The sequence below is a fragment of the Neisseria sp. genome (assembly GCF_030527965.1).
Classification (GTDB): Bacteria; Pseudomonadota; Gammaproteobacteria; order Burkholderiales; family Neisseriaceae; genus Neisseria.
This window is the reverse complement of sequence record NZ_JAUMZU010000010.1, coordinates 76,750-95,156: the sequence shown is the minus strand read 5'-3', so window position 1 is coordinate 95,156 and position 18,407 is coordinate 76,750. Positions and strand designations below refer to the sequence as shown.

Annotated in this window: 25 protein-coding genes and 1 pseudogene; 15 read left to right on the top strand and 11 right to left on the bottom strand. The window is 43.6% G+C overall.

From position 1 onward, the window contains the following. The 3 genes from Q4A84_RS06135 to Q4A84_RS06125 all read left to right on the top strand — a co-directional run. The coding region (locus tag Q4A84_RS06135) for an EamA family transporter (protein WP_303088049.1) at positions 1-370 on the top strand (370 nt) is incomplete at its 5' end. Further along, positions 367-693 carry a nitroreductase family protein gene (locus Q4A84_RS06130; RefSeq protein WP_303088048.1) on the top strand — a complete coding sequence of 109 codons (327 nt, stop codon included), beginning with the start codon at positions 367-369 and terminating at the stop codon, positions 691-693. The genes Q4A84_RS06135 and Q4A84_RS06130, both read left to right, overlap by 4 nt. Before the next feature lie 8 nt (positions 694-701). Further along, complete coding sequence (locus tag Q4A84_RS06125; RefSeq protein WP_303088047.1) at positions 702-851, top strand: hypothetical protein; 150 nt, start codon at positions 702-704, stop codon at positions 849-851. Between the two features lie 195 nt (positions 852-1,046). On the opposite strand, the gene Q4A84_RS06120 is transcribed toward Q4A84_RS06125, so the two are convergent. Further along, positions 1,047-2,126, bottom strand: coding sequence for an alkene reductase (locus tag Q4A84_RS06120; protein WP_303088046.1), 1,080 nt, complete (start codon positions 2,124-2,126; stop codon positions 1,047-1,049). 120 nt (positions 2,127-2,246) lie between these two features. Here Q4A84_RS06120 and Q4A84_RS06115 point away from each other — a divergent pair, with 120 nt between their 5' ends. Beyond that, positions 2,247-3,155 carry a LysR family transcriptional regulator gene (locus tag Q4A84_RS06115; protein ID WP_303088045.1) on the top strand — a complete coding sequence of 303 codons (909 nt, stop codon included), beginning with the start codon at positions 2,247-2,249 and terminating at the stop codon, positions 3,153-3,155. Positions 3,156-3,220: 65 nt separating this feature from the next. Here the strand turns inward: Q4A84_RS06115 and Q4A84_RS06110 are convergent, their stop codons facing one another. Continuing rightward, positions 3,221-3,664: a helix-turn-helix domain-containing protein gene (locus Q4A84_RS06110; RefSeq protein WP_303088044.1), complete on the bottom strand. Its 444-nt coding sequence runs from the start codon at positions 3,662-3,664 to the stop codon at positions 3,221-3,223. 277 nt (positions 3,665-3,941) lie between these two features. On the opposite strand from Q4A84_RS06110, the gene Q4A84_RS06105 reads away from it, so the two are divergent. Together Q4A84_RS06105 and Q4A84_RS06100 are read left to right on the top strand one after the other, a co-directional pair. Next, a complete protein-coding gene (locus Q4A84_RS06105; RefSeq protein WP_303088043.1) occupies positions 3,942-4,562 on the top strand; it encodes a hypothetical protein in 621 nt (206 codons plus the stop codon). Beyond that, entirely contained in the window at positions 4,534-5,046 is a 513-nt protein-coding gene (locus tag Q4A84_RS06100) for a hypothetical protein (protein WP_303088042.1), read from the top strand. Before Q4A84_RS06105 ends, Q4A84_RS06100 begins: the two co-directional genes overlap by 29 nt. Before the next feature lie 207 nt (positions 5,047-5,253). Here Q4A84_RS06100 and Q4A84_RS06095 read toward each other — a convergent pair whose 3' ends face one another. After that, positions 5,254-5,589, bottom strand: coding sequence for a multidrug efflux SMR transporter (locus Q4A84_RS06095; protein WP_303088041.1), 336 nt, complete (start codon positions 5,587-5,589; stop codon positions 5,254-5,256). 300 nt (positions 5,590-5,889) lie between these two features. Here Q4A84_RS06095 and Q4A84_RS06090 point away from each other — a divergent pair, with 300 nt between their 5' ends. After that, positions 5,890-6,477: an NAD(P)H-dependent oxidoreductase gene (locus Q4A84_RS06090; RefSeq protein WP_303088040.1), complete on the top strand. Its 588-nt coding sequence runs from the start codon at positions 5,890-5,892 to the stop codon at positions 6,475-6,477. Between the two features lie 85 nt (positions 6,478-6,562). On the opposite strand, the gene Q4A84_RS06085 is transcribed toward Q4A84_RS06090, so the two are convergent. Then, on the bottom strand, positions 6,563-6,796 hold the full coding sequence (locus Q4A84_RS06085; RefSeq protein ID WP_303088039.1) for a DUF2798 domain-containing protein: 234 nt from the start codon (positions 6,794-6,796) through the stop codon (positions 6,563-6,565). A 117-nt stretch (positions 6,797-6,913) separates the two neighbouring features. Here Q4A84_RS06085 and Q4A84_RS06080 point away from each other — a divergent pair, with 117 nt between their 5' ends. After that, complete coding sequence (locus Q4A84_RS06080) at positions 6,914-7,759, top strand: LysR family transcriptional regulator (RefSeq protein ID WP_303088038.1); 846 nt, start codon at positions 6,914-6,916, stop codon at positions 7,757-7,759. Positions 7,760-7,837: 78 nt separating this feature from the next. Here the strand turns inward: Q4A84_RS06080 and Q4A84_RS06075 are convergent, their stop codons facing one another. After that, positions 7,838-8,215 carry a helix-turn-helix domain-containing protein gene (locus Q4A84_RS06075; RefSeq protein WP_303088037.1) on the bottom strand — a complete coding sequence of 126 codons (378 nt, stop codon included), beginning with the start codon at positions 8,213-8,215 and terminating at the stop codon, positions 7,838-7,840. A 108-nt stretch (positions 8,216-8,323) separates the two neighbouring features. Between Q4A84_RS06075 and Q4A84_RS06070 the strand changes: the two are divergent. The 5 genes and pseudogenes from Q4A84_RS06070 to Q4A84_RS06050 all read left to right on the top strand — a co-directional run bounded on the left by Q4A84_RS06070 (position 8,324) and on the right by Q4A84_RS06050 (position 11,735). Continuing rightward, positions 8,324-9,336 (top strand): annotated as a pseudogene (locus Q4A84_RS06070) (zinc-binding alcohol dehydrogenase family protein). A gap of 267 nt (positions 9,337-9,603) precedes the next feature. Further along, positions 9,604-10,485, top strand: coding sequence for a GyrI-like domain-containing protein (locus Q4A84_RS06065; RefSeq protein WP_303088036.1), 882 nt, complete (start codon positions 9,604-9,606; stop codon positions 10,483-10,485). A 246-nt stretch (positions 10,486-10,731) separates the two neighbouring features. Continuing rightward, positions 10,732-11,283: an NAD(P)H-dependent oxidoreductase gene (locus tag Q4A84_RS06060; RefSeq protein ID WP_303088035.1), complete on the top strand. Its 552-nt coding sequence runs from the start codon at positions 10,732-10,734 to the stop codon at positions 11,281-11,283. Between the two features lie 77 nt (positions 11,284-11,360). Continuing rightward, a complete protein-coding gene (locus tag Q4A84_RS06055; protein ID WP_303088034.1) occupies positions 11,361-11,522 on the top strand; it encodes a hypothetical protein in 162 nt (53 codons plus the stop codon). Between the two features lie 57 nt (positions 11,523-11,579). Next, positions 11,580-11,735, top strand: a complete 156-nt coding sequence (locus tag Q4A84_RS06050) for a VOC family protein (RefSeq protein ID WP_303088033.1) — start codon at positions 11,580-11,582, stop codon at positions 11,733-11,735. Between the two features lie 70 nt (positions 11,736-11,805). Here the strand turns inward: Q4A84_RS06050 and Q4A84_RS06045 are convergent, their stop codons facing one another. Further along, positions 11,806-12,168: a helix-turn-helix domain-containing protein gene (locus Q4A84_RS06045; protein WP_303088032.1), complete on the bottom strand. Its 363-nt coding sequence runs from the start codon at positions 12,166-12,168 to the stop codon at positions 11,806-11,808. 124 nt (positions 12,169-12,292) lie between these two features. Here Q4A84_RS06045 and Q4A84_RS06040 point away from each other — a divergent pair, with 124 nt between their 5' ends. Then, positions 12,293-12,922: a nitroreductase family protein gene (locus Q4A84_RS06040; protein WP_303088031.1), complete on the top strand. Its 630-nt coding sequence runs from the start codon at positions 12,293-12,295 to the stop codon at positions 12,920-12,922. A 189-nt stretch (positions 12,923-13,111) separates the two neighbouring features. Here Q4A84_RS06040 and Q4A84_RS06035 read toward each other — a convergent pair whose 3' ends face one another. Next, positions 13,112-13,486 carry a carboxymuconolactone decarboxylase family protein gene (locus Q4A84_RS06035; protein WP_303088030.1) on the bottom strand — a complete coding sequence of 125 codons (375 nt, stop codon included), beginning with the start codon at positions 13,484-13,486 and terminating at the stop codon, positions 13,112-13,114. Positions 13,487-13,566: 80 nt separating this feature from the next. Here Q4A84_RS06035 and Q4A84_RS06030 point away from each other — a divergent pair, with 80 nt between their 5' ends. Beyond that, on the top strand, positions 13,567-13,923 hold the full coding sequence (locus Q4A84_RS06030; RefSeq protein WP_303088029.1) for a MerR family transcriptional regulator: 357 nt from the start codon (positions 13,567-13,569) through the stop codon (positions 13,921-13,923). A 100-nt stretch (positions 13,924-14,023) separates the two neighbouring features. Here Q4A84_RS06030 and Q4A84_RS06025 read toward each other — a convergent pair whose 3' ends face one another. From Q4A84_RS06025 to xylB, 4 genes are all read right to left on the bottom strand, one after another. After that, positions 14,024-14,539 carry an energy transducer TonB gene (locus Q4A84_RS06025; RefSeq protein ID WP_303088028.1) on the bottom strand — a complete coding sequence of 172 codons (516 nt, stop codon included), beginning with the start codon at positions 14,537-14,539 and terminating at the stop codon, positions 14,024-14,026. A gap of 163 nt (positions 14,540-14,702) precedes the next feature. Next, entirely contained in the window at positions 14,703-15,998 is a 1,296-nt protein-coding gene (locus Q4A84_RS06020; RefSeq protein WP_303088027.1) for an MFS transporter, read from the bottom strand. Positions 15,999-16,145: 147 nt separating this feature from the next. Beyond that, positions 16,146-16,811, bottom strand: a complete 666-nt coding sequence (locus Q4A84_RS06015; RefSeq protein WP_303088026.1) for a glutathione S-transferase — start codon at positions 16,809-16,811, stop codon at positions 16,146-16,148. Then, positions 16,808-18,283, bottom strand: coding sequence for a xylulokinase (gene xylB / locus Q4A84_RS06010; protein ID WP_303088025.1), 1,476 nt, complete (start codon positions 18,281-18,283; stop codon positions 16,808-16,810). Before xylB ends, Q4A84_RS06015 begins: the two co-directional genes overlap by 4 nt. Positions 18,284-18,407 lie beyond the last annotated feature (124 nt).

Sequence of the window (18,407 nt, the reverse complement as noted above, 5' to 3'; positions counted from 1 at the left end):
ACAATTGCCCGTTTTAGCACTTACCGGCTGGCAACTATTGTTTGGCGGCTTGTGCTTATTACCTATTGCATGGTGGCTGGAACCGGCTCTACCTGCTTTGACGCTCGCCAATATCGGTGGCTATCTTTATCTCTGTCTGTTTGGTGCTGTATTGGCTTATGTATTAATTTTTCGAGGTATCAGCAAGTTGCCACTTGCCGTGGTGTCTTCGCTAGGTTTGCTCAGCCCGATTTGCGCATTTGTACTGGGTTGGTTGTTTCTCAATCAAACATTGGATATCAAATCCCTGATCGGTTTGGCCTTGGCGTTGCTTTCGATTTTCGGTGTGCAGCGCGCGCTACAAACTGCTCAGCTTAAGGAGCATCAATGAGTTACTTATTTGATTTATTGAAAGAACACGTATCCACTAATACTTCTGCCGGTGGTACCATTAGCGATAGTGAATTAAAGGCGTTGGTTGAGAAAGCTTGCCGAGCCCCAACAGGCTACAACTTGCAGAATTGGCATTTCACAGCTGTTCGTTCCACAGCAACAAAACAAGCCCTTTTTGAAGCCGCTTTTTCTCAGCCGAAAATCCTGCAGGCGGCCGCAGTGATTGCGGTTAGCGGAGATTTGTTGGGCTATCAAAGCCTGTCTGAAAAGTTACAGCCTTCGGTACAAGCTAGCATGCCGCACAGGAACAAGGATGGGTAAGTTGTCCCATGGGTGGTTTTGACACAGAAGCGGTGAGCAGGGCCTTGTCGCTGCCTGAAAACTATTTGCCTGTTTTGCTGATAGCCATAGGCAAACCTGCAGGTGAACAGCAGCAAAAAATTCGCTTCAATGTTGATAAGGTGTTGGATATTATTTAAATCATTTGCATTGTTTTTAATAAAGCCTGTCTGAAACTTTGAAACAGGATGATTTCTAGGTAACGACAGCACTCTTGTTTGTCATTATTCGTTTTGAATGAAATTACCGTACTCCCGACACGGCAGGAAACCTAATTTGTAAAAGCCTGTCTGAAATTTTCAGACAGGCTTTTAATTTACAGAAAAATATAAAAATCAATCTAAAAACGGATAATCGGTATAACCCTTTTCGCCGCCACCAAAAAAGGTGGATGGGTCGGCTTGGTTTAATTCGGCATTCAACTCGAAACGGTGCGGCAAATCCGGGTTGGCAATAAAAGGGGCGCCATAGGCGATAAAGCTGGCAATGCCCTTTTCCAATTCTGCCTCACCGCTTGCCAAGGTGTAGGCAGTCCCTGCAATCAATGGTTGCTTGATCAGCTTGCCGAACAGCTCGATTTCATCATCTTGCGGATAATGCGACAGCAGCGGAAACGTCGGGCCGCGTTTCATCAGTTCGACAAAGGCAAAATTTAATTTGTTCAACTCATTGATTAAATAAGCATAAGAGGCAATCGGGTTATCAAAAGCGATGCCGGCATAGGGATGCAACGGGCTGATTTTTATGCCCACTTTTTCTCCGCCTACTGTATCAATCAATTTTTGCATCACTTCCAAGGTAAAACGCGCTTTGTTTTCAATGCTGCCGCCGTATTCATCGGTGCGCGTATTGCTGCTGTCGGCAAGGAATTGCTGCGGCAGATAACCGTTGGCGGCATGAAGCTCGACACCGTCAAAACCGGCAGCGATGGCGTTGCGTGCGGCTTGGGCATAGTCGGCAATTGTTTGTTTGATTTCAGACAGGCTTAAAGCTCGGGGCACTTCATAATTCCGTACGCCTTGCGAGGTGAAGTGCTGTACCCCGTCAATTTTAATGGCTGACGGGGCAACAGGTTGCACGCCTTGGCGGTCGATAGAATGTGCTACACGCCCTGTATGCCAAAGCTGGGCAAAAATCAGACCGCCTTTGGCATGCACCGCATCGGTTATGTTTTTCCAAGCACTGATTTGTGCTTCTGTATACAAACCGGGCGTAAACGGGCTGCCGACGGCATCGGGTGAAATATTAATCGCTTCAGATAGAATTAACCCTGCCGATGCGCGCTGAGCATAATATTCAGCCATAATGGCAGTTGGTATGCCGTCTGGCGTTGCTCGGCTACGGGTCATTGGCGCCATAACCATACGATTTTTCAAATGAAATTTGCCAAGGGTGGCCGATTGTAATAATTTCATGGGAACGCTCCTGTTGTACTGTTCAATTCAGATGTGCTCAGTATAGTTTGTTTTAATTTCATGATAAATAAGCTAATATAGAAAACACTGTTTGAAATTTAGAACAATATCGAGCGCAAAATGCAACTATTGAATGATATGGAGCTGTTTGTCGAAATCGTAAAAGCAAAAGGTTTTGGCAAAGCGGCGGAAAATGTCGGCATGTCCAAATCCACGCTATCCTTACGGCTGAGCCAACTGGAGCAGCATATCGGTTTACGCCTGTTGAATCGCACCACACGAAAGATTGCATTAACCGAAGCGGGCGCATTGTATTACGAACGGGCGGCGCGTATTGTGGAAGAAGCACAGCAAGCCCATCAGCAACTGGACGACTTGCTAAACGAAACGGCCGGATTATTACGTATAGCCCTGCCGGTAGATTTAGCACAGATATTTATTGCGCCGCTTCTGCCTGAATTTTGCCGACGTTATCCCAAAATACGCTTGGAACTCGATTTAAACCAACAAAAAGTTGATTTAATCAGCGATGCTTTTGATCTTGCCATACGAGCGGGCGAGCAACCCGATTCAGGGCTTATTAGCCGTGTTCTGGCACGAATGTCGAGCCGCCTTTATGCTGCTCCGGCTTATCTTGATAAACACGGCATACCGCAAACACCTGACGAGCTGAAAAACCACCAATGCCTGCGTTTCCGTGCAGGATTTGCTGACACATGGCGTCTGCTCAATGGCAATCAGGTCGAGGAAATAAAAGTGGGCGGAGATATTCTTAGCAATAGCCCCAATATGAACATGCAAATCGCATTAGCAGGATTAGGCGTCGCCTTGTTGCCTGAAATTATGAGCCAACACCAAACCCTTACAGGGAAGCTGCAAAACATTCTGCCGGATTGGCAGACCGCAACTGTTCCCGTTTACGCCATCACCACCACACGTTTATTGCCGGCAAAAACACAATGCTTTATTGATTTTTTAGCAGAGCATTTCGAGAAATACCAAATTAAATCTTTAAGCGAAAATCAGTAAGTTTGAGATTGATAAAAAAAGCCTGTCTGAAATTTTCAGACAGGCTTTATTGATCCTAATTAACTTTACTCCGCTGTGATGCCCAATTGCATCAAATCAATTTCTTCATTATTGATTTCATCCAACACAGCCAAACGCACCTGATTGCCTGTTTCTTGATTAATAATCTTCAACGGAGAAGTATTTTCATTATAAACATTCCATTTTCTACCCACTTGCGTCATAGCCAATATCACCCAGATTAAATCTTGACCTCGATTTGTCAGATGATATTCATAACGATCCGGGCCGGTTTGATAAAGGCTCTTTTCAATCAAACCATTGCCTTCCAACATCTTCAAACGAGCAGAAAGAGTGCTGTGAGTGATGTTGCTGCCTTGATGCAATTCATTATATTTGCACTTACCCAGAAACAAATTACGCAAGATCAACCCTGTCCATTTATCGTTAAGAGCGCTGAGTACGGTTGCAACAGGGCAAAGGTTATCGTTTAAATCATTGGTTTTCATTGCTATTTTTTTCTGTAGAAAAATTTAAATTGTTATTGTAGCAAAAATAATTTTAAAACTCTAATAATTAGAGATTGACTAGATACAATAATCAGAGTTAAACTGCATCAATCAACTTTATAAAACAGGATTTCAAATGAGCAACCTTAACCAACCGCTTTTTTTTCAGAATGGCATTGCCGCTAAAAACCGTTTGTTCAAAGCAGCGATGAGCGAACAAATTACCCAATGAAATCAACCTGATGCAGCATATGCCGAACTTTACCGCACATGGGCTTTGGGTGGTGTTGGCATATCCATAACAGGCAATGTGATGGTTGATTACAAAGCGCTAGGTTCGCAAAACGACGTCGTCATCGAAGATGAACGAGACTTACCATTATTGGAAAATTGGGCGAAAGCCGGCACAAAAAACGATACCCTGCTTTTAATGCAGATTAATCATCCGGGCAAACAATCTCCCAAAGATTTATCGCCAACGCCGGTCGCCCCGAGTGCCATTCCGATGCAAGGCAATGTGGAAGCTTTTTTCAACCCACCCCGAGCCTTAACCGAAACAGAGATTTTAGATTTGATTAAACGCTTTGGAAACGCCGCTGCCATTGCAGAAAAAGCAGGGTTTTCAGGTGTGCAAATTCATACGGCACACGGCTACCTTATCAGCCAGTTTCTTTCCCCGCATCACAATCGTCGCGAAGACCAATGGGGAGGCAGCTTACAAAATAGAATGAGGTTCTTATTGGAAATCTATCATGAAATTCGCCGTCGCACCCAACCAGACTTTTTGGTCTCCGTTAAACTCAATTCGGCTGATTTTCAAAAAGGCGGCTTTAGCGAAGAAGATTCGATGCAAGTAATCAAAACATTAGATGCAAGTAATCAAAACATTATCAGATGAAAATATCGATTTTATCGAAATTTCCGGCGGAAACTATGAAGCCCCCGCCATGCTGGAAGGCGTAAAAGACAGCACAAAAAAACGAGAGGCATATTTTCTGGCTTATGCAACCCAAGCCCGTCAGGTAAGCAAAGCGCCTTTGGTGGTAACAGGAGGATTTCGTTCACAAAAAGCGATGGAAGATGCGTTGGAAGATGGCGGAGTGGATTTTGTAGGATTGGCCAAACCTTTTGCCATACAACCGGATTTGCCTAACAGGATTTTTTCAGGCAGTTATCAAACGCTAGACCTGCCCCCTATCCGCACCGACATAAAGAAAATTGATGCCAAACTCGCTTCAATATTGGAAATGGGTTGGTATATGAAGCAGATGCAACGTATTTCCCAAGGAAAATCACCCAACTCTAAATTAAGTGCATGGCGCGTATTATTCAGTATTTTATGGGAAAATGGCAAAAACGGATTGCGTAAAGAACGGGCATAAAACAGTATCTTCCAATTTTTTAAGATAAAAGCCTGTCTGAAATTTTCAGACAGGCTTTATCATCATTAATTTCATTCTTCTTTGATACCCAAGTCGCTCCAACCTGATTTTTTGGTTTCCGTTAAGCTCAATTCAGCTGATTTTCAAAAAGGTGGCGTCCATTTTTAAATTTTTGATATTATACAAAATGTTAAGGCTGTCTGAAAATCAATGTCCTGACATATTCGACATGGTATTGAGCAACACCACACCAAGCAAAATCAACGCGATACTGATTACTCCCATCAAATCGGGTTTCTGACCAAAAAATACGATGCTCACCATCGAAGTCAGCGCCAAACCCAAACCCGCCCAAACAGCGTAAGCCGTTCCCAGCGGCATGGTTTTCAGAACCAGCGAAAAAAAATAAAACGACACAATAAAACCACCCACCACGCTCACCGTAGGCAGTGGCTTAGAAAAACCGTCACTTAATTTGAGCATGGAAGAGGCGAACACTTCACTGACAATGGCAACTGCCAGAAAGCCCCAGTGCATTTGCATAAAATCACTCTGATTTATAAATAATTATAATTATATCAGAAAGATAAAAGCTGAAACAGGCTTATCTATATGAGGTAAATTCAGAAATGTCAAAATAGATATAGGAAAATGAGGTTAAGACCATCTAACACAAATCATCAATTACAAAGCCACTGAGTACTCGTAGAAGGCATAAATCAACAATCTTAAAATTACAATGCATCCAAAGCACCTGAGAACGTAAAGTATACGTTGACATTCATGCCATATGCAATATATTCTGTTTATCAAATCAAACAGATAAGAAAGGAAGTTTCCAAAATGAAAATACTTGTCAACGCATTTCATCCCAACCTTGATAAATCGGTTGTTAACAAAGCATGGTTGGCTCGTCTGGCTAAAGAAGAAAATGTAACTGTTCGGCATATTGATGAAATTTACCCTGACGGCAAAATTGATATTGCCGCGGAGCAATCTGCCTTGCTCGCACATGACCGATTGGTCTTCCAGAATCCGTTTTACTGGTATTCCGTACCACCATTAATGAAACAGTGGATAGATGATGTTTTTACCTACAATTGGGCATATGGTCCGAAAGGTAACGCATTGGCAGGCAAAGAGTGGGTATCTGTTATTTCTACCGGAGGTCCGGCTGATTCCTATCAAGCAGGTGGCTATAACGGCTATTCTATGAGTGAATTTCTCAAACCATTACAACAAACGGCTAATTTGGTGCAAACCAAATTCCTACCTTCTTTTATATTTCATGGTGCCGTAAGTGCTAGTGAAGACGATGTTGCTCGCTCCGCAGAAGAAATGGTTGCTTACATCCTCGATCCACTGCTTGATCCTCAGAAAAAATTAGCCATGTTGCTGAAACAAATGGAAAATGATGGCATCAGTTTATAAAAAATATTATGCAAAAGCCAAACTAGAAACTATAACCTATAGTAATACTTTAGGGTAACCGAGTGAAAGCTATTTTAGCAAAGTGCTACGCCCTATCAGTGCTCCATTCGACTAATTTTGCAATCAATGGGCGCAATGTCGGGAAAATAAAAAAAGCCGCAGGAAAAGCCAATTCCCACGCTTTTAGCACCCGTATGAAATATCCAGAGTCTATGTCTGTATTAATCGCCACCAGTAATATGCACATAAGCAGCGACATCAACAACGTTGTATAAAACGTAGCAACCCAACCCGTATATTTTTTCGAAATTTTTTTCATAATAATTTGCTCTAACAATCTATTAATTGATAGTTGTTTGTAGTTTAAGTTGTTTAAAAATCGAATAATAGCTGTTATATTGGCAATAATTGATAATTTATGCACGAAAATTAAAAAATGGATTGGAATGATGTCGCCTATTTCGTGGCTTTGGTTGAGCATGAAACTTTAACTGCTGCTGCCGATGCTTTAGATGTACAGCACAGCACGGTATCGCGTCGCATTATGCAACTGGAAGAGTCACTAGGTTTGCGCTTGTTCGACCGCATTGGCAAGCGCTATCTGCTTACCGAAGACGGCGAACGCATTTACCATCACGCCACCTTGGTGCAAAAAGACATGAAAGCTTTGCAGAGGCTGGCACGAGAGCGGGTTGAAGCAGTTTCCGAAGTCGTAGTAACCGCACCGCCGACCGTGATGATATATTCACTGATTCCCAAGTTGCCTGAATTTTATGCCCGCCATTCTCATATTCGATTGATTTTACAAGGCATCCCTGCTCTGGTTAATCTGCACGAACGGCAGGCTGATATCGCATTAAGGTCTGTCAAACCACAGGAAAACGATTTGACCTTTCGCAGGCTGCGGCACTTCTATTTTGCTTTTTATGCCAGCAAAAATTATTTAAACACCCATGCCCGGCACCAATGGCAATTTCTAACTTTGTCTTTAAATTATGCCCATACACAATGGGCTGCCAATATTATTGGTGACTCTCCTATTATTATGACTGGTAATAATTTTAGTTTTATCAAACAAGGCGTGTTGGCAAACCTGGGCATCGGCTTTTTACCAAGTGATGTCGCCAAAGGTGATGATAATTTGGTGCAGGTTGCCATTCATAGTGACACCCCTGAAATGAAGCACGAAACCTTATATATGGTGATGCACGAAGATGTACGCCGTATCAACAGTGTAAGGGCTGTGGCTGATTTTTTGGTAGAAGTGCTGGGAGAGGAATAGGAATATTTTATAATCACAGGCACGTTATTGGAACAGATTGCAACCAACTATATTCATCGTTAGACAGCAGTGCTTTTTTCATTCAGACTGTAATGATTCATTGGTTGAAGTCGGCGCCATGCGGGCTTTATGTACATCGCCCCAGTTTTTCAAAGCCATAATCACTGGGCGCAATGTTTCGCCGTAGGCAGTCAGTCGATATTCCACTCGAGGTGGTACTTCGGGATATATCGTGCGGCAGATGATGCCGTCTTTTTCCAAGGCACGTAATTGTGCGGTTAAGGTGCGTTGCGACAGCTCAGGTAAAATACGGCGAATTTCGTTGAAGCGCAAAACTTCATCGCTAAACAAGCGATAAAGTATCGTGCCTTTCCATTTGCCGCCAATCACGGAAAGCGCAGCTTCAACGGAGCAGCCCTCACTGCAATCAAAAGTCTGATGGGGAATTTTGCTCATGGCTTTTAAGTATCTTTTAAGTAACTATCTGAAAAATAAGTGCGTTCTTTTGCATAATGATGCGTCTGGTTACAATACAACTTCTCTAACAAAAAAGGAAGCATTATTATGAAAGCCATTGGTTTCAATCGCCCTTTACCGATTATGCAAGCCGAATCATTATTGGATATTGATCTACCCGAACCTGAGCTAAATCCGCGCGATATTTTGGTAGAAGTACAAGCGGTTTCAGTGAATCCTGCCGATGTAAAGGTGCGTGCCTCGCATACACCGGCAGCAGGTGCATATCGTATTCTTGGCTGGGATGCTGCCGGCGTGGTCAAAGCAATCGGCGGTGAAGTACAAAATTTCAAGCCCGGCGATGAAGTTTATTATGCCGGCGTAATCAATCGACCAGGTTCTTATGCACAATTACAAGCAGTGGACGAACGTATTGTCGCCCACAAACCCAAAACGCTTAGTTTTGCGCAGGCAGCGGCTTTGCCTTTACCGCTCTGACGGCGTGGGAAACTTTGTTTGACCGACTCGACATGAAACGCGTCGTTTCGGGCGGCGCAAATGCATTGCTGTTGATTGGTGGCGCCGGCGGTGTCGGTTCGATGACGATTCAGCTTGCTAAAGTCTTAACCGATACGCAAATCATCGCTACTGCATCGCGTCAAGAAAGCCGACAGTGGGTTGAGGAGTTGGGAGCCGATTTTATCATTAATCATCATCAGCCCTTAACACCGCAAGTAGAGGCATTAAATATAGGCAAACCTTCTTTTGTGTTCTCGACCAATCATACCGAAACCTATTTGAAGCAAATCGTTGAGCTGATTACCCCGCAAGGTCGAATTGCTTTAATTGACGATCCTGAAGTATTGGACGTCAATCCGCTGAAAGGCAAAAGTTTGTCGTTACACTGGGAATTTATGTTTACCCGCCCCATGTTTCAGACGGCAGATATGGCACGACAAGGTGAAATCTTACAAGAAGTTGGCAAACTGATTGATGCGGGCAAAATTCGTACCACCTTAACTACCGAAATCCAAGGCATCAATGCCGAGAATCTACGCCGTGCACATGAGCTTGTAGAACGGGGCGATATGGTAGGCAAAGTCGTGGTAAGCGGTTGGTAGGGATTGCAAATATTCAAATTTAGTCGGTATTAAGAAAGCCTGTCTGAAATTTTCAGACAGGATTTTAAACAAACCATATCCTTCCATCATCGTAAATGCATTACCTGATAACTGTCAATCCTATATAGCACGACATTATTAGCTGTGCTTTCCACACGATATAATTTGTACAATAAATCTAGCGTATTTCATATCGGCATAGTCTATAATTCAAGACAAGTAGGTCAGAATGTACTATAAAATCATTAGCTGTTAGGGTATTATTTTATGAATATGATGGAATCATTCAACAATACGATTCAATATATAGAAACCGTATTAGACGATAGCATTGATGAAAAGGAAATTTCCTGTATTTCGGGATATTCTTTTCCGATGTTTAGTCGGATATTTTCCATTTTAACCAGCCAAACCTTAGCGGAATATATCAGATGCCGAAAATTGACACGCTCAGCAATAGATTTAAGAGAAACAGACCTGAAAATCATTGACATTGCTATTAAGTATGGATACGTCTCATCTGATGCCTTTGGTTTTGCTTTTAAGAATTATCATGGATTTACCCCTACAGAAATTAGAAAAGGGAAGCCTTTTAAATTATTTCCTTGCATTCAATTAGTACTTAGTATTAGCGGAGGTCGCAATATGAACATTAAAATTCAAAGAAAGCCCGGATTTAAAGTTGCCGGTATGATAATAAATAACGTTGCTTGTACAGATAGCTCACTATATCCTAAATTATGGGAAGATTTATTTAAAAAATATACGCATGAAGAGCTGTCTAAACTTACTGAATTCGGTAACGGGCAAAGTTATGGAGTATGCCATCATAATGGAAATGTTAACCCAACGAATTATATGTCTGGCTATATCAACTATATGGCGGGTTATGAAGTAACCGATATTGCCAAAGCAAAAGAAATGGGGCTTGAAATATTAGAAATTAGCGAAGAAGAGTATGCGGTTGTTACCTTAAAAGGGTCTGTACCAGAATGTATTCAACAAGGTTGGAAATACCTGATGGAAGTCTTTTTTCCGCAACATGGATACGCACATTCAGGCAAACCTGATTTCGAAGTTTATAACGAAGGGGACACCAATAGTCCTGACTATACGATGGAATTATGGTGCCCTATTGTTAAAGCCTAATGCTTGAAAATATCTCTGTTATAAAATCACCGTCTTTTCGATGCAGCAGGCGTGTTGATTTTATCGCAAAGCCTGTCTGAACTTTTCAGGCAGGCTTGAGAAAAATCATATCTCTTAATCATATTTAATACCTTACATCAATAAAATCAATACACTATTGCACGCTATGTTATGGGGAGCATTTTTGCAGGTCATTCAGTCAAGCAGCCGCAACCTCACATTTAATCATCGCCCTTTGGAGAAAATATGAAAAAAACACTCATCATTTCAGGACATCCTGACATACAGCAATCTACCGTTAATAAACACTGGTTGGAGAAAATACGCGAATATCCTGAGCGTTTTACCGTACACGAACTTTCCCGCGAATATCCCAACAGCAATATTGATGTTGCGCGCGAACAAACGCTGGTGGACGCGCATGATAACGTCGTGTTCCAGTTTCCGGTGTATTGGTTCAACTGCCCGCCATTACTGAAACAATGGTTTGATGAAGTGCTGACTTATGGCTGGGCATACGGCTCTACGGGCAAGGCTTTAGCGAATAAGAAAATTGGGCTGGCTGTTTCATTAGGCGCGCCTGCTGCAGATTATCAAAAAGACGGCGCTGTCGGTTATGAACTAGATGCAGTGCTCCGTCCCTTTGAGTTAATTGCCAACTATATTAATGCGGATTACCAGCCCTTCTTCGCTTTCCACACAATTGATAGCAATGACGGATATGACGAAGCCGGCATAAAACTCGTTAAGCAAAGTGCAGAAGATTATCTGGTGTATTTGAACAAGTATTTTTCCTGATTTTAAGAATCGACTTTTAACAACATTGTTCCACCATCGATAAAATTATTACCCCTAAATGACAAAGAGAGAAAATTATGAAAGCTATTTATCCCGTAACCATCACCCGAAAAATACAGGAATGCAAAGCGTTTTACGTTGATTTGTTCGGTTTTACGACCGTATTTGAAGCTGATTGGTATAAACAGTTATTACACGAAGCTAGTGGCATAGAAATTGGCCTTATGTTGCCAAATTAGCAAAATCAACCGCCCGAACTCCATGCTGAATTTAGCGGTCAAGGCATAATTTACACATTGGAAGTAGATGATGTTGAAAATGAATATGCACGTTTACAAAATGCAGGCGTTGATATTTATTATCCGCTCACTACTGAGGAATGGGGGCAAACACATTTTTGCCTACGTGATCCAAGCGGCGTAACAATTGATATCGTGAAGCAGGTCACCTAAGCATTCTCCAATATAAAAAGGCTGCCTGAAAACTTTCAGGCAGCCTTTACCATAACTGCACAATAATTCTTCAAACATCGTCACCTAAAAAGCTTCGTTGATCATTACAAATCGTGACTCGCTGTTCGTGGCGTCCATCATATTCTTTGCCCCAATTGCACATCGCACGCAGCACCGGTATAAATGTCCATCCTTCTTCGTTCAGGCGGTATTCCACCCGTGGTGGCACTTCAGCAAAGGCTTCCCGCTCAATCAAACCATCTGCCTCCAGCTGACGCAATTGTTCTGATAATACTTTCTGACTAATCCCGTCTAAATGATGCAGCAAGTCGCGCGTGCGCTTGGTACCTCTGCTTAAATAATACAAAATCAAACATTTCCATTTGCCGCCAACCAATTGCATGGTCATTTCAATAGCTGAAATTTTTTTCATCGCTAACCCGTTGCTATCGTTAAAAAACTACCCAAAGGTAACTATCCAACCTCAAAGTTCCTTATTTTATTTTTAATTTCAGCAAATTACAATACAGCTCTATTTATCAAACAAGGTAAATACCATGCATATATCCGAGCTATTGACTCAACGTCGTTCCACCCGCCATTTTGATGCCAATGCCAGCATCGCAACAGAAACGCTAACTCAATTACTGGATACCGCCAGCCGCGCACCGAGCAGCAACAATGCCCAACCTTGGCGTTTTATGGTGATTACTGAGCAAGCGCTACGTGAAAAACTCTTGCCGATTGCTTTTAATCAGCAACAGGTCATGACGGCTTCCGCGATTATTGTCGTGCTTGCAGACCGCGAAGCCTATGAAGTGGAAAATTTGACTCGTATCCATCAAGAGGAGTACAAAGAAGGTTGCTTCAATGCGGAAATACGTGATTTTCTCATTCAAGCTGCCGTCGGCTTCTATCAGCCTTTTCAGGAAACCGACACCCTGAAATCCATCGGAATGGATATTGGCTTGTTTGCGATGAGTTTTATGCTGGTTGCCGAAGAAGCCGGTTGGCAAACTTGCCCGATGAGCGGCTATCAGCCAACTTTGTTACGCGAGGCTTTTGCCATTCCTCATCGTTATATCGATCTGATGATGATTGCCATCGGCAAAGGTATTCAGCCAGGTCACCGTACCTTGCGCCGCCCAACAACACAACTGATAGGATGGAATGCCTTGCCGGAATAAAACGGCACTTATCCTTTTTCTGTGCATCCACTTATTCAATCTGTGAGTGCTGAGTCCATACTCGTAAGACCCTGCTTTACCTAACAGCCTGTCTGAAATTTCCAGACAGGCTTTCTTTATAGATTTATAGATAAGTACGCTATCAAATAGCAGAAACTTTCAATATTTCCTAGAGTAAACTCGCTTCTATTACTTTCCAAAAATCTCTTTCGCCACAAACACCGCATTCAACACTTTTGGGAAGCCAAGATACGGAATACATTGCATAAATGTTTCGATGATTTTTTCACGCGTAATGCCGACATTCAGCGCCGCATGAATATGCACTGAGAGCTGTTTTTCACAACCGCCCTGCGCTGCTAAAGTTGCCAAAGTAATCAGCTCCCGCTCCTGAACATCAAGATGCGGGCGGCAATAAATCTCGCCAAAGGCAAAGCCAATAATATATTGCGCCAAATCCGGCGCGATACCAGCCAGATTGGATACTACTGCCTCCCCTGCCGAGCCGTCGATTGCATTGAGTTTCTCCAAGCCGCGAGCTAATAAATCTTGGTTGCTTAACATTTTTGCTTCTCCATAGTCATTTGCAAAATTGCCATAGCAAGATAAACTATGGAGTAAACTCCAAGTCAAGCAGCTTATTTATGAAAATTCAAGCATTCTCAAAACAAACCGGCCTTTCCGTCGATACTTTACGCTATTATGAAAAAGAAGGATTGCTTCAGCCGGAGCGAGATAGCAACGGCTACCGTTGCTATACCGAACGCGATGCTGAATGGGTCGCTTTTATTGTGCGTTTAAAAGAAACCAATATGCCGCTGGCTCAAATAAAAAACTATGCTCGTTTGCGTCATATGGGTGATAAAACCATGGCCGAACGCTACCAAATATTGCTGGAACATCAGCAATATTTGGCTAAATTGCAAACTCAACTGGCCGCGCATCAAGAGTATCTGACAAACAAGCTAAAGATTTACCAGGGAATGATGGACAAAAAATGATGCCAAAACCATCATGAGTATTCATTAAAGCACAAGCCTGTCTGAAAATTTCAGACAGGCTTGTTTTTTATTTTCTGTTAAAGCAACCAAACACTATATTTCAGTATAAACAACTTGCCAGACGGTTTTGGAAACCGCAGGTAATGAATAAAGTGCTGGGCTCGGCAACCAATAAATTAGGTGGCGTAAACACTGAGCTTTCTATTGCCTTCAGTGCCGCTGTATCCAAGCTTTCATAACCGCTTGTTTGCGCAATTTTGATAGATTCTTTAAGGCCGTATTTATCTAAATCAACTTTATAGGTAACAAACCCTTCGTATCCGTTTTTCAAGGCAATCTGAGGATAGACAGGCTGTATTTTGCCTGAATAAAGTTCCATTCGAGGGGCATTTTTATCACCCGTATAGATGACTTTTCGGCCATCTTCCGATGGAATGGCACTTCTTAAATTTTTGCCAGCCTCTTCGGTTATCTGGCTGAGGTACCTTTGCGTTCCTTTTATTTCCGGATTGCTTGTCAACATCTGATAGCCTAAGTAGAAAAATCCTATGGCCATAGCGATGGTTGCAAGGGTTGCTACCTGATGAATATAACCTTGTTCGTTGCGCTTATTCATAAGCCGTTTCCTTTCTTGTGTTTAGTTTTTTCTATTTTTGTTTTTTTGATTGTTAATTTCTAGTGACATATCTCCTTATTTCAGTGTTTGCTAAATATATATTTTCTAGGCTAGTTTGTAAATTTGAAAAGCCTGTCTGAAAATTTCAGACAGGCTTTTTTTATCAGGCTTTCTCCGTGTCAAAACCAGGCTGCTTCACTTTAATAAAGTAAGTAATAAAAAAAGCGAAAATATACAATGCAGTATAAGCATACACAACGCCGATGAAGCTGAAGCTGGGCAACAGAATCGAGGCAATGGCCGGCGCCAGAAAATTAGATAGCCCGGCGGAAAGGTTGTATACGGAAATCGCGGCGCCTTGGTGCTTAGGCTCTAAGGTGGTAAATACGGCCGTCATCGGAACGAAGGCGGCAACAAACCAACCCAGCAAAATAGCAGGAATCCATGCCATCATAAATTCAGCGGTGCCGGCTCCATTGCTGCTTGCTGCGGCAACGCTATGGTAATACTGTGGGAAGTAATAAAAACTTAAAGTGGAAAGTGCCATGCCGATGCAGCCGAACCAGCGTACAACTTTCATCCAACCCAATTTTTCGCCGACAATGCCCCAGAAAACGTTGGAAACCAAGGTGGTGGCGAAGAAAACAGTCCATATTTGCAGCCATTGCGAAGTAGTAAAGCCGAGTTCGCGGGTAAACATAAGCGGCATGATTACGGCAAAACCGAACAGTGATAAGGTGTTGATAATGCGTACCCAACTTGAAAACAAAATATTGCGGTTGGTGATTAGCAAGGTAATCGCCCTGCTAAGCTCGGAAAATTTTTCTTTCATCGGCAAATCATGCATATGCGAATCTGAATTCACGTTGCGCAACATCAGCAATGCAATCAAGCCGCCTGCGATACAGAAAGCCAGCGCCAGCCATAAAGTGCTCATTTCGCCAATTGCAGGAATGGTCAGGCTGGGGATGTAGCTGCCGAACACGCCGATGCCTATTGAATACGTTGTCCAGAACCAACCCATCGACGGGCTGATTTGGGTGCTTTTAACGTTCTGAACAATCATAACGATAAACGAGTAGAGGAAAAGCGGATAGGCAAATCCCCGTATGCCGTAGAAAAGCAAGATCAGCGGATAACTTTTATGCCCTAAGCCAAAGATCAGAAACAAAGTATGAAATACGCACCACATCAAGAAACCGAGAATCATCGCTTTGCGCGGTGTAATGATTTCGGCAAACACGCCCGACACCCATGCAGAGAGTGCGGCGGCCAGCCCGTATATGGAAAAAACAAAAGACGATTGTGCTTCACTAAAGCCCAAATCTGTGATGTATTTGGATAAGAACGCAAGCTCAAAGCCGTCGCCGGTCATAAATAAAGCGATGGCAATATAGCCCCATAATAGATTCAGGGGCATTCCCAGCCATTGTTTGGTTTCGGTTTCTAAATTATTCATATAAACACCTCTATTCGTTTTTAGACTTAGAAAAGGCTGTCTGAAAATTTCAGACAAGCGTTAAAGACGTTTATCGTTGTAATGTGTAGAAACAGTTGAAAAATCCATGATAATGGAAATAATGCCTGTCTGAAAACCCGAATAGGGTTAAAGCAGGCTGAAATTCCCGATGCGTTGCTCTGCCCTCCGATAGGCCGGATTTGCTTCGATACGGCGAACATAATCGGTGATATGCGGTAAATCCAATGATGTCCGTTGCGTAGCGGCTTGTAGCGGAAAGCTCATCATAACATCAGCCAAGGTTAAAGTGTCGCCCAAAAGCCATTGCTTACCTGCCAACCGGCTTTCCACATATTGAAGATGCAACTGCAGCTGCGGATGAAGAAAAGATTCGCGTACACCGTCGGTAATTTTTCGAGCAACGGGCTTGATAAAGAAAGGCATTTTCTTTTCATCCACCCGGCGGAACACAAGCGACATAACCAACAAAGGCATCAAAGAGCCTTCTGCATAATGCAGCCAGAAAAGGTAATTCGGAAAAGCATCGCTATTTGAAGCCGGTTTCAGCGCACTTTCCGCACCGTAACGACTAACCAAATATTCGGCAATCGCCCCACTTTCAGCCAACACGAGAGAATCGTCTTTCAAAATCGGCGATTTACCCAAAGGATGAATCTTGCGCAAGGAATCCGGCGCCAATCCGGTTTCCAATTGGCGATCGATAATCTCGACATCATATTCCAAGTTAAGCAATTCCAGCAGCCAAGCAATGCGGTAGGCGCGAGATTGTTTAAGCGCATATAAGGTTATCATTCAGCCGTCTCCTGTTGGCGGAACATCAGATCATGGCGATACAAAGCCCGAAACAGCGCATAACGCTCATCCAAATCGGCAAACCGCGCTTGATTCGGCCGATAAATACTATCGGTTTCAGGTTTTTCGCATACCTCGGCTTCGCTTTTACCCGAGGCAAGCGCGGCCAATCTGGCGGCACCGAGTGCGCCGCCCGTTTCGCCGCCTTTATGCGTCACAATATCGATTTTCAGAATATCTGCCAACAGTTGCGCCCAAAAATGGCTTCGAGCGCCGCCACCCAATAGCGAGGCTTGCTGAATAACCGTGCCGCTCTCTTGCAGCACACGAACGCCGTCGGCAATGCCGAAGCTCACCCCCTCAATCACTGCATAGCCCATTACTGCGCGATTGGCGCTATGGCGGATGCCGTAAAACATGCCCGATGCTTTCGCATCGTTATGCGGCGTACGTTCGCCCGACAAATAAGGCAGGAAAATCGGCGCATGTTTTTTATCCTCGTCGCTCAGAGTTACGATTTCACCCAACAATTCGAGCTCTTTAACCCCTATCAGCTTGCAATACCAGCTCAAACAGGCCGCCGCGCTCAGCATCACACTCATTTGATGCCAACGCTGCGGTAATGCATGGCAAAAGCAATGCACCGCATTTTCAGGTGCAGGCCGGTAGCTATCGTTAACCACAAACACCACGCCGGAAGTGCCCAGCGAAATAAACGCGTCGCCCGCTTGCGTCGCTCCGACACCAACGGCACTAGCTGCATTATCGCCGCCGCCGCCCGCCACAATCACGCCCTCTGCCAATCCCCATTGCCTCGCAACAGTGGGCAACAAAGTGCCGCTGCTTTCGCTGCCCTCAATCAACTCAGGCATGTGGCCGCGATTTAAACCGCAAGCGGCCAATACTTGGTCGGACCAATCGCGTTTGGCCACATCCAGCCATAAAGTGCCTGCCGCATCAGACATTTCCGACACCTTTTTACCCGTCATCATCAGGCGGATATAATCTTTGGGCAGCAACACGGTAGCCGTTTGAGAAAACACTTCGGGCTCGTGTTTGGCAACCCATAACAATTTCGGCGCAGTAAAGCCGGGCATGGCCAGATTACCCGTGATGGTATGCAAATCAGGCACCAGCGCTTCCAATTCACTGCATTCAGCAGCGCTGCGCGTATCGTTCCATAAAATAACAGGGCGCAAAGGCCGATTAGAAGCATCCAACAACACGGCACCGTGCATCTGGCCGGAAAGGCCGATGGCTTTAACCTGCCGCCACGCATCGCCGCTTTTTTCCCGCATTTCCTCAATCAAAAGGTTGGTAGCGCGCCACCATTCTTCCGCATTTTGTTCAGACCAATGCAAATGAGGCCGCTGAATGCTCAGAGGCACACCGTGTGCCTGAACAATGCGGCCATGTTCGTCGGTCAGTAGCGCTTTGATTTCAGAAGTTCCGAAGTCGAGACCAAGATACATTTGAATTCTCCTTTGTTTTTTACATCATTATACCTAAAAAATATTATGATTAAATTGAGTGTTTTTATTTTAAACAAATGCCTGTCTGAAAAAAACGGGCTGTTTCCATCAGCCCGTTTTATTT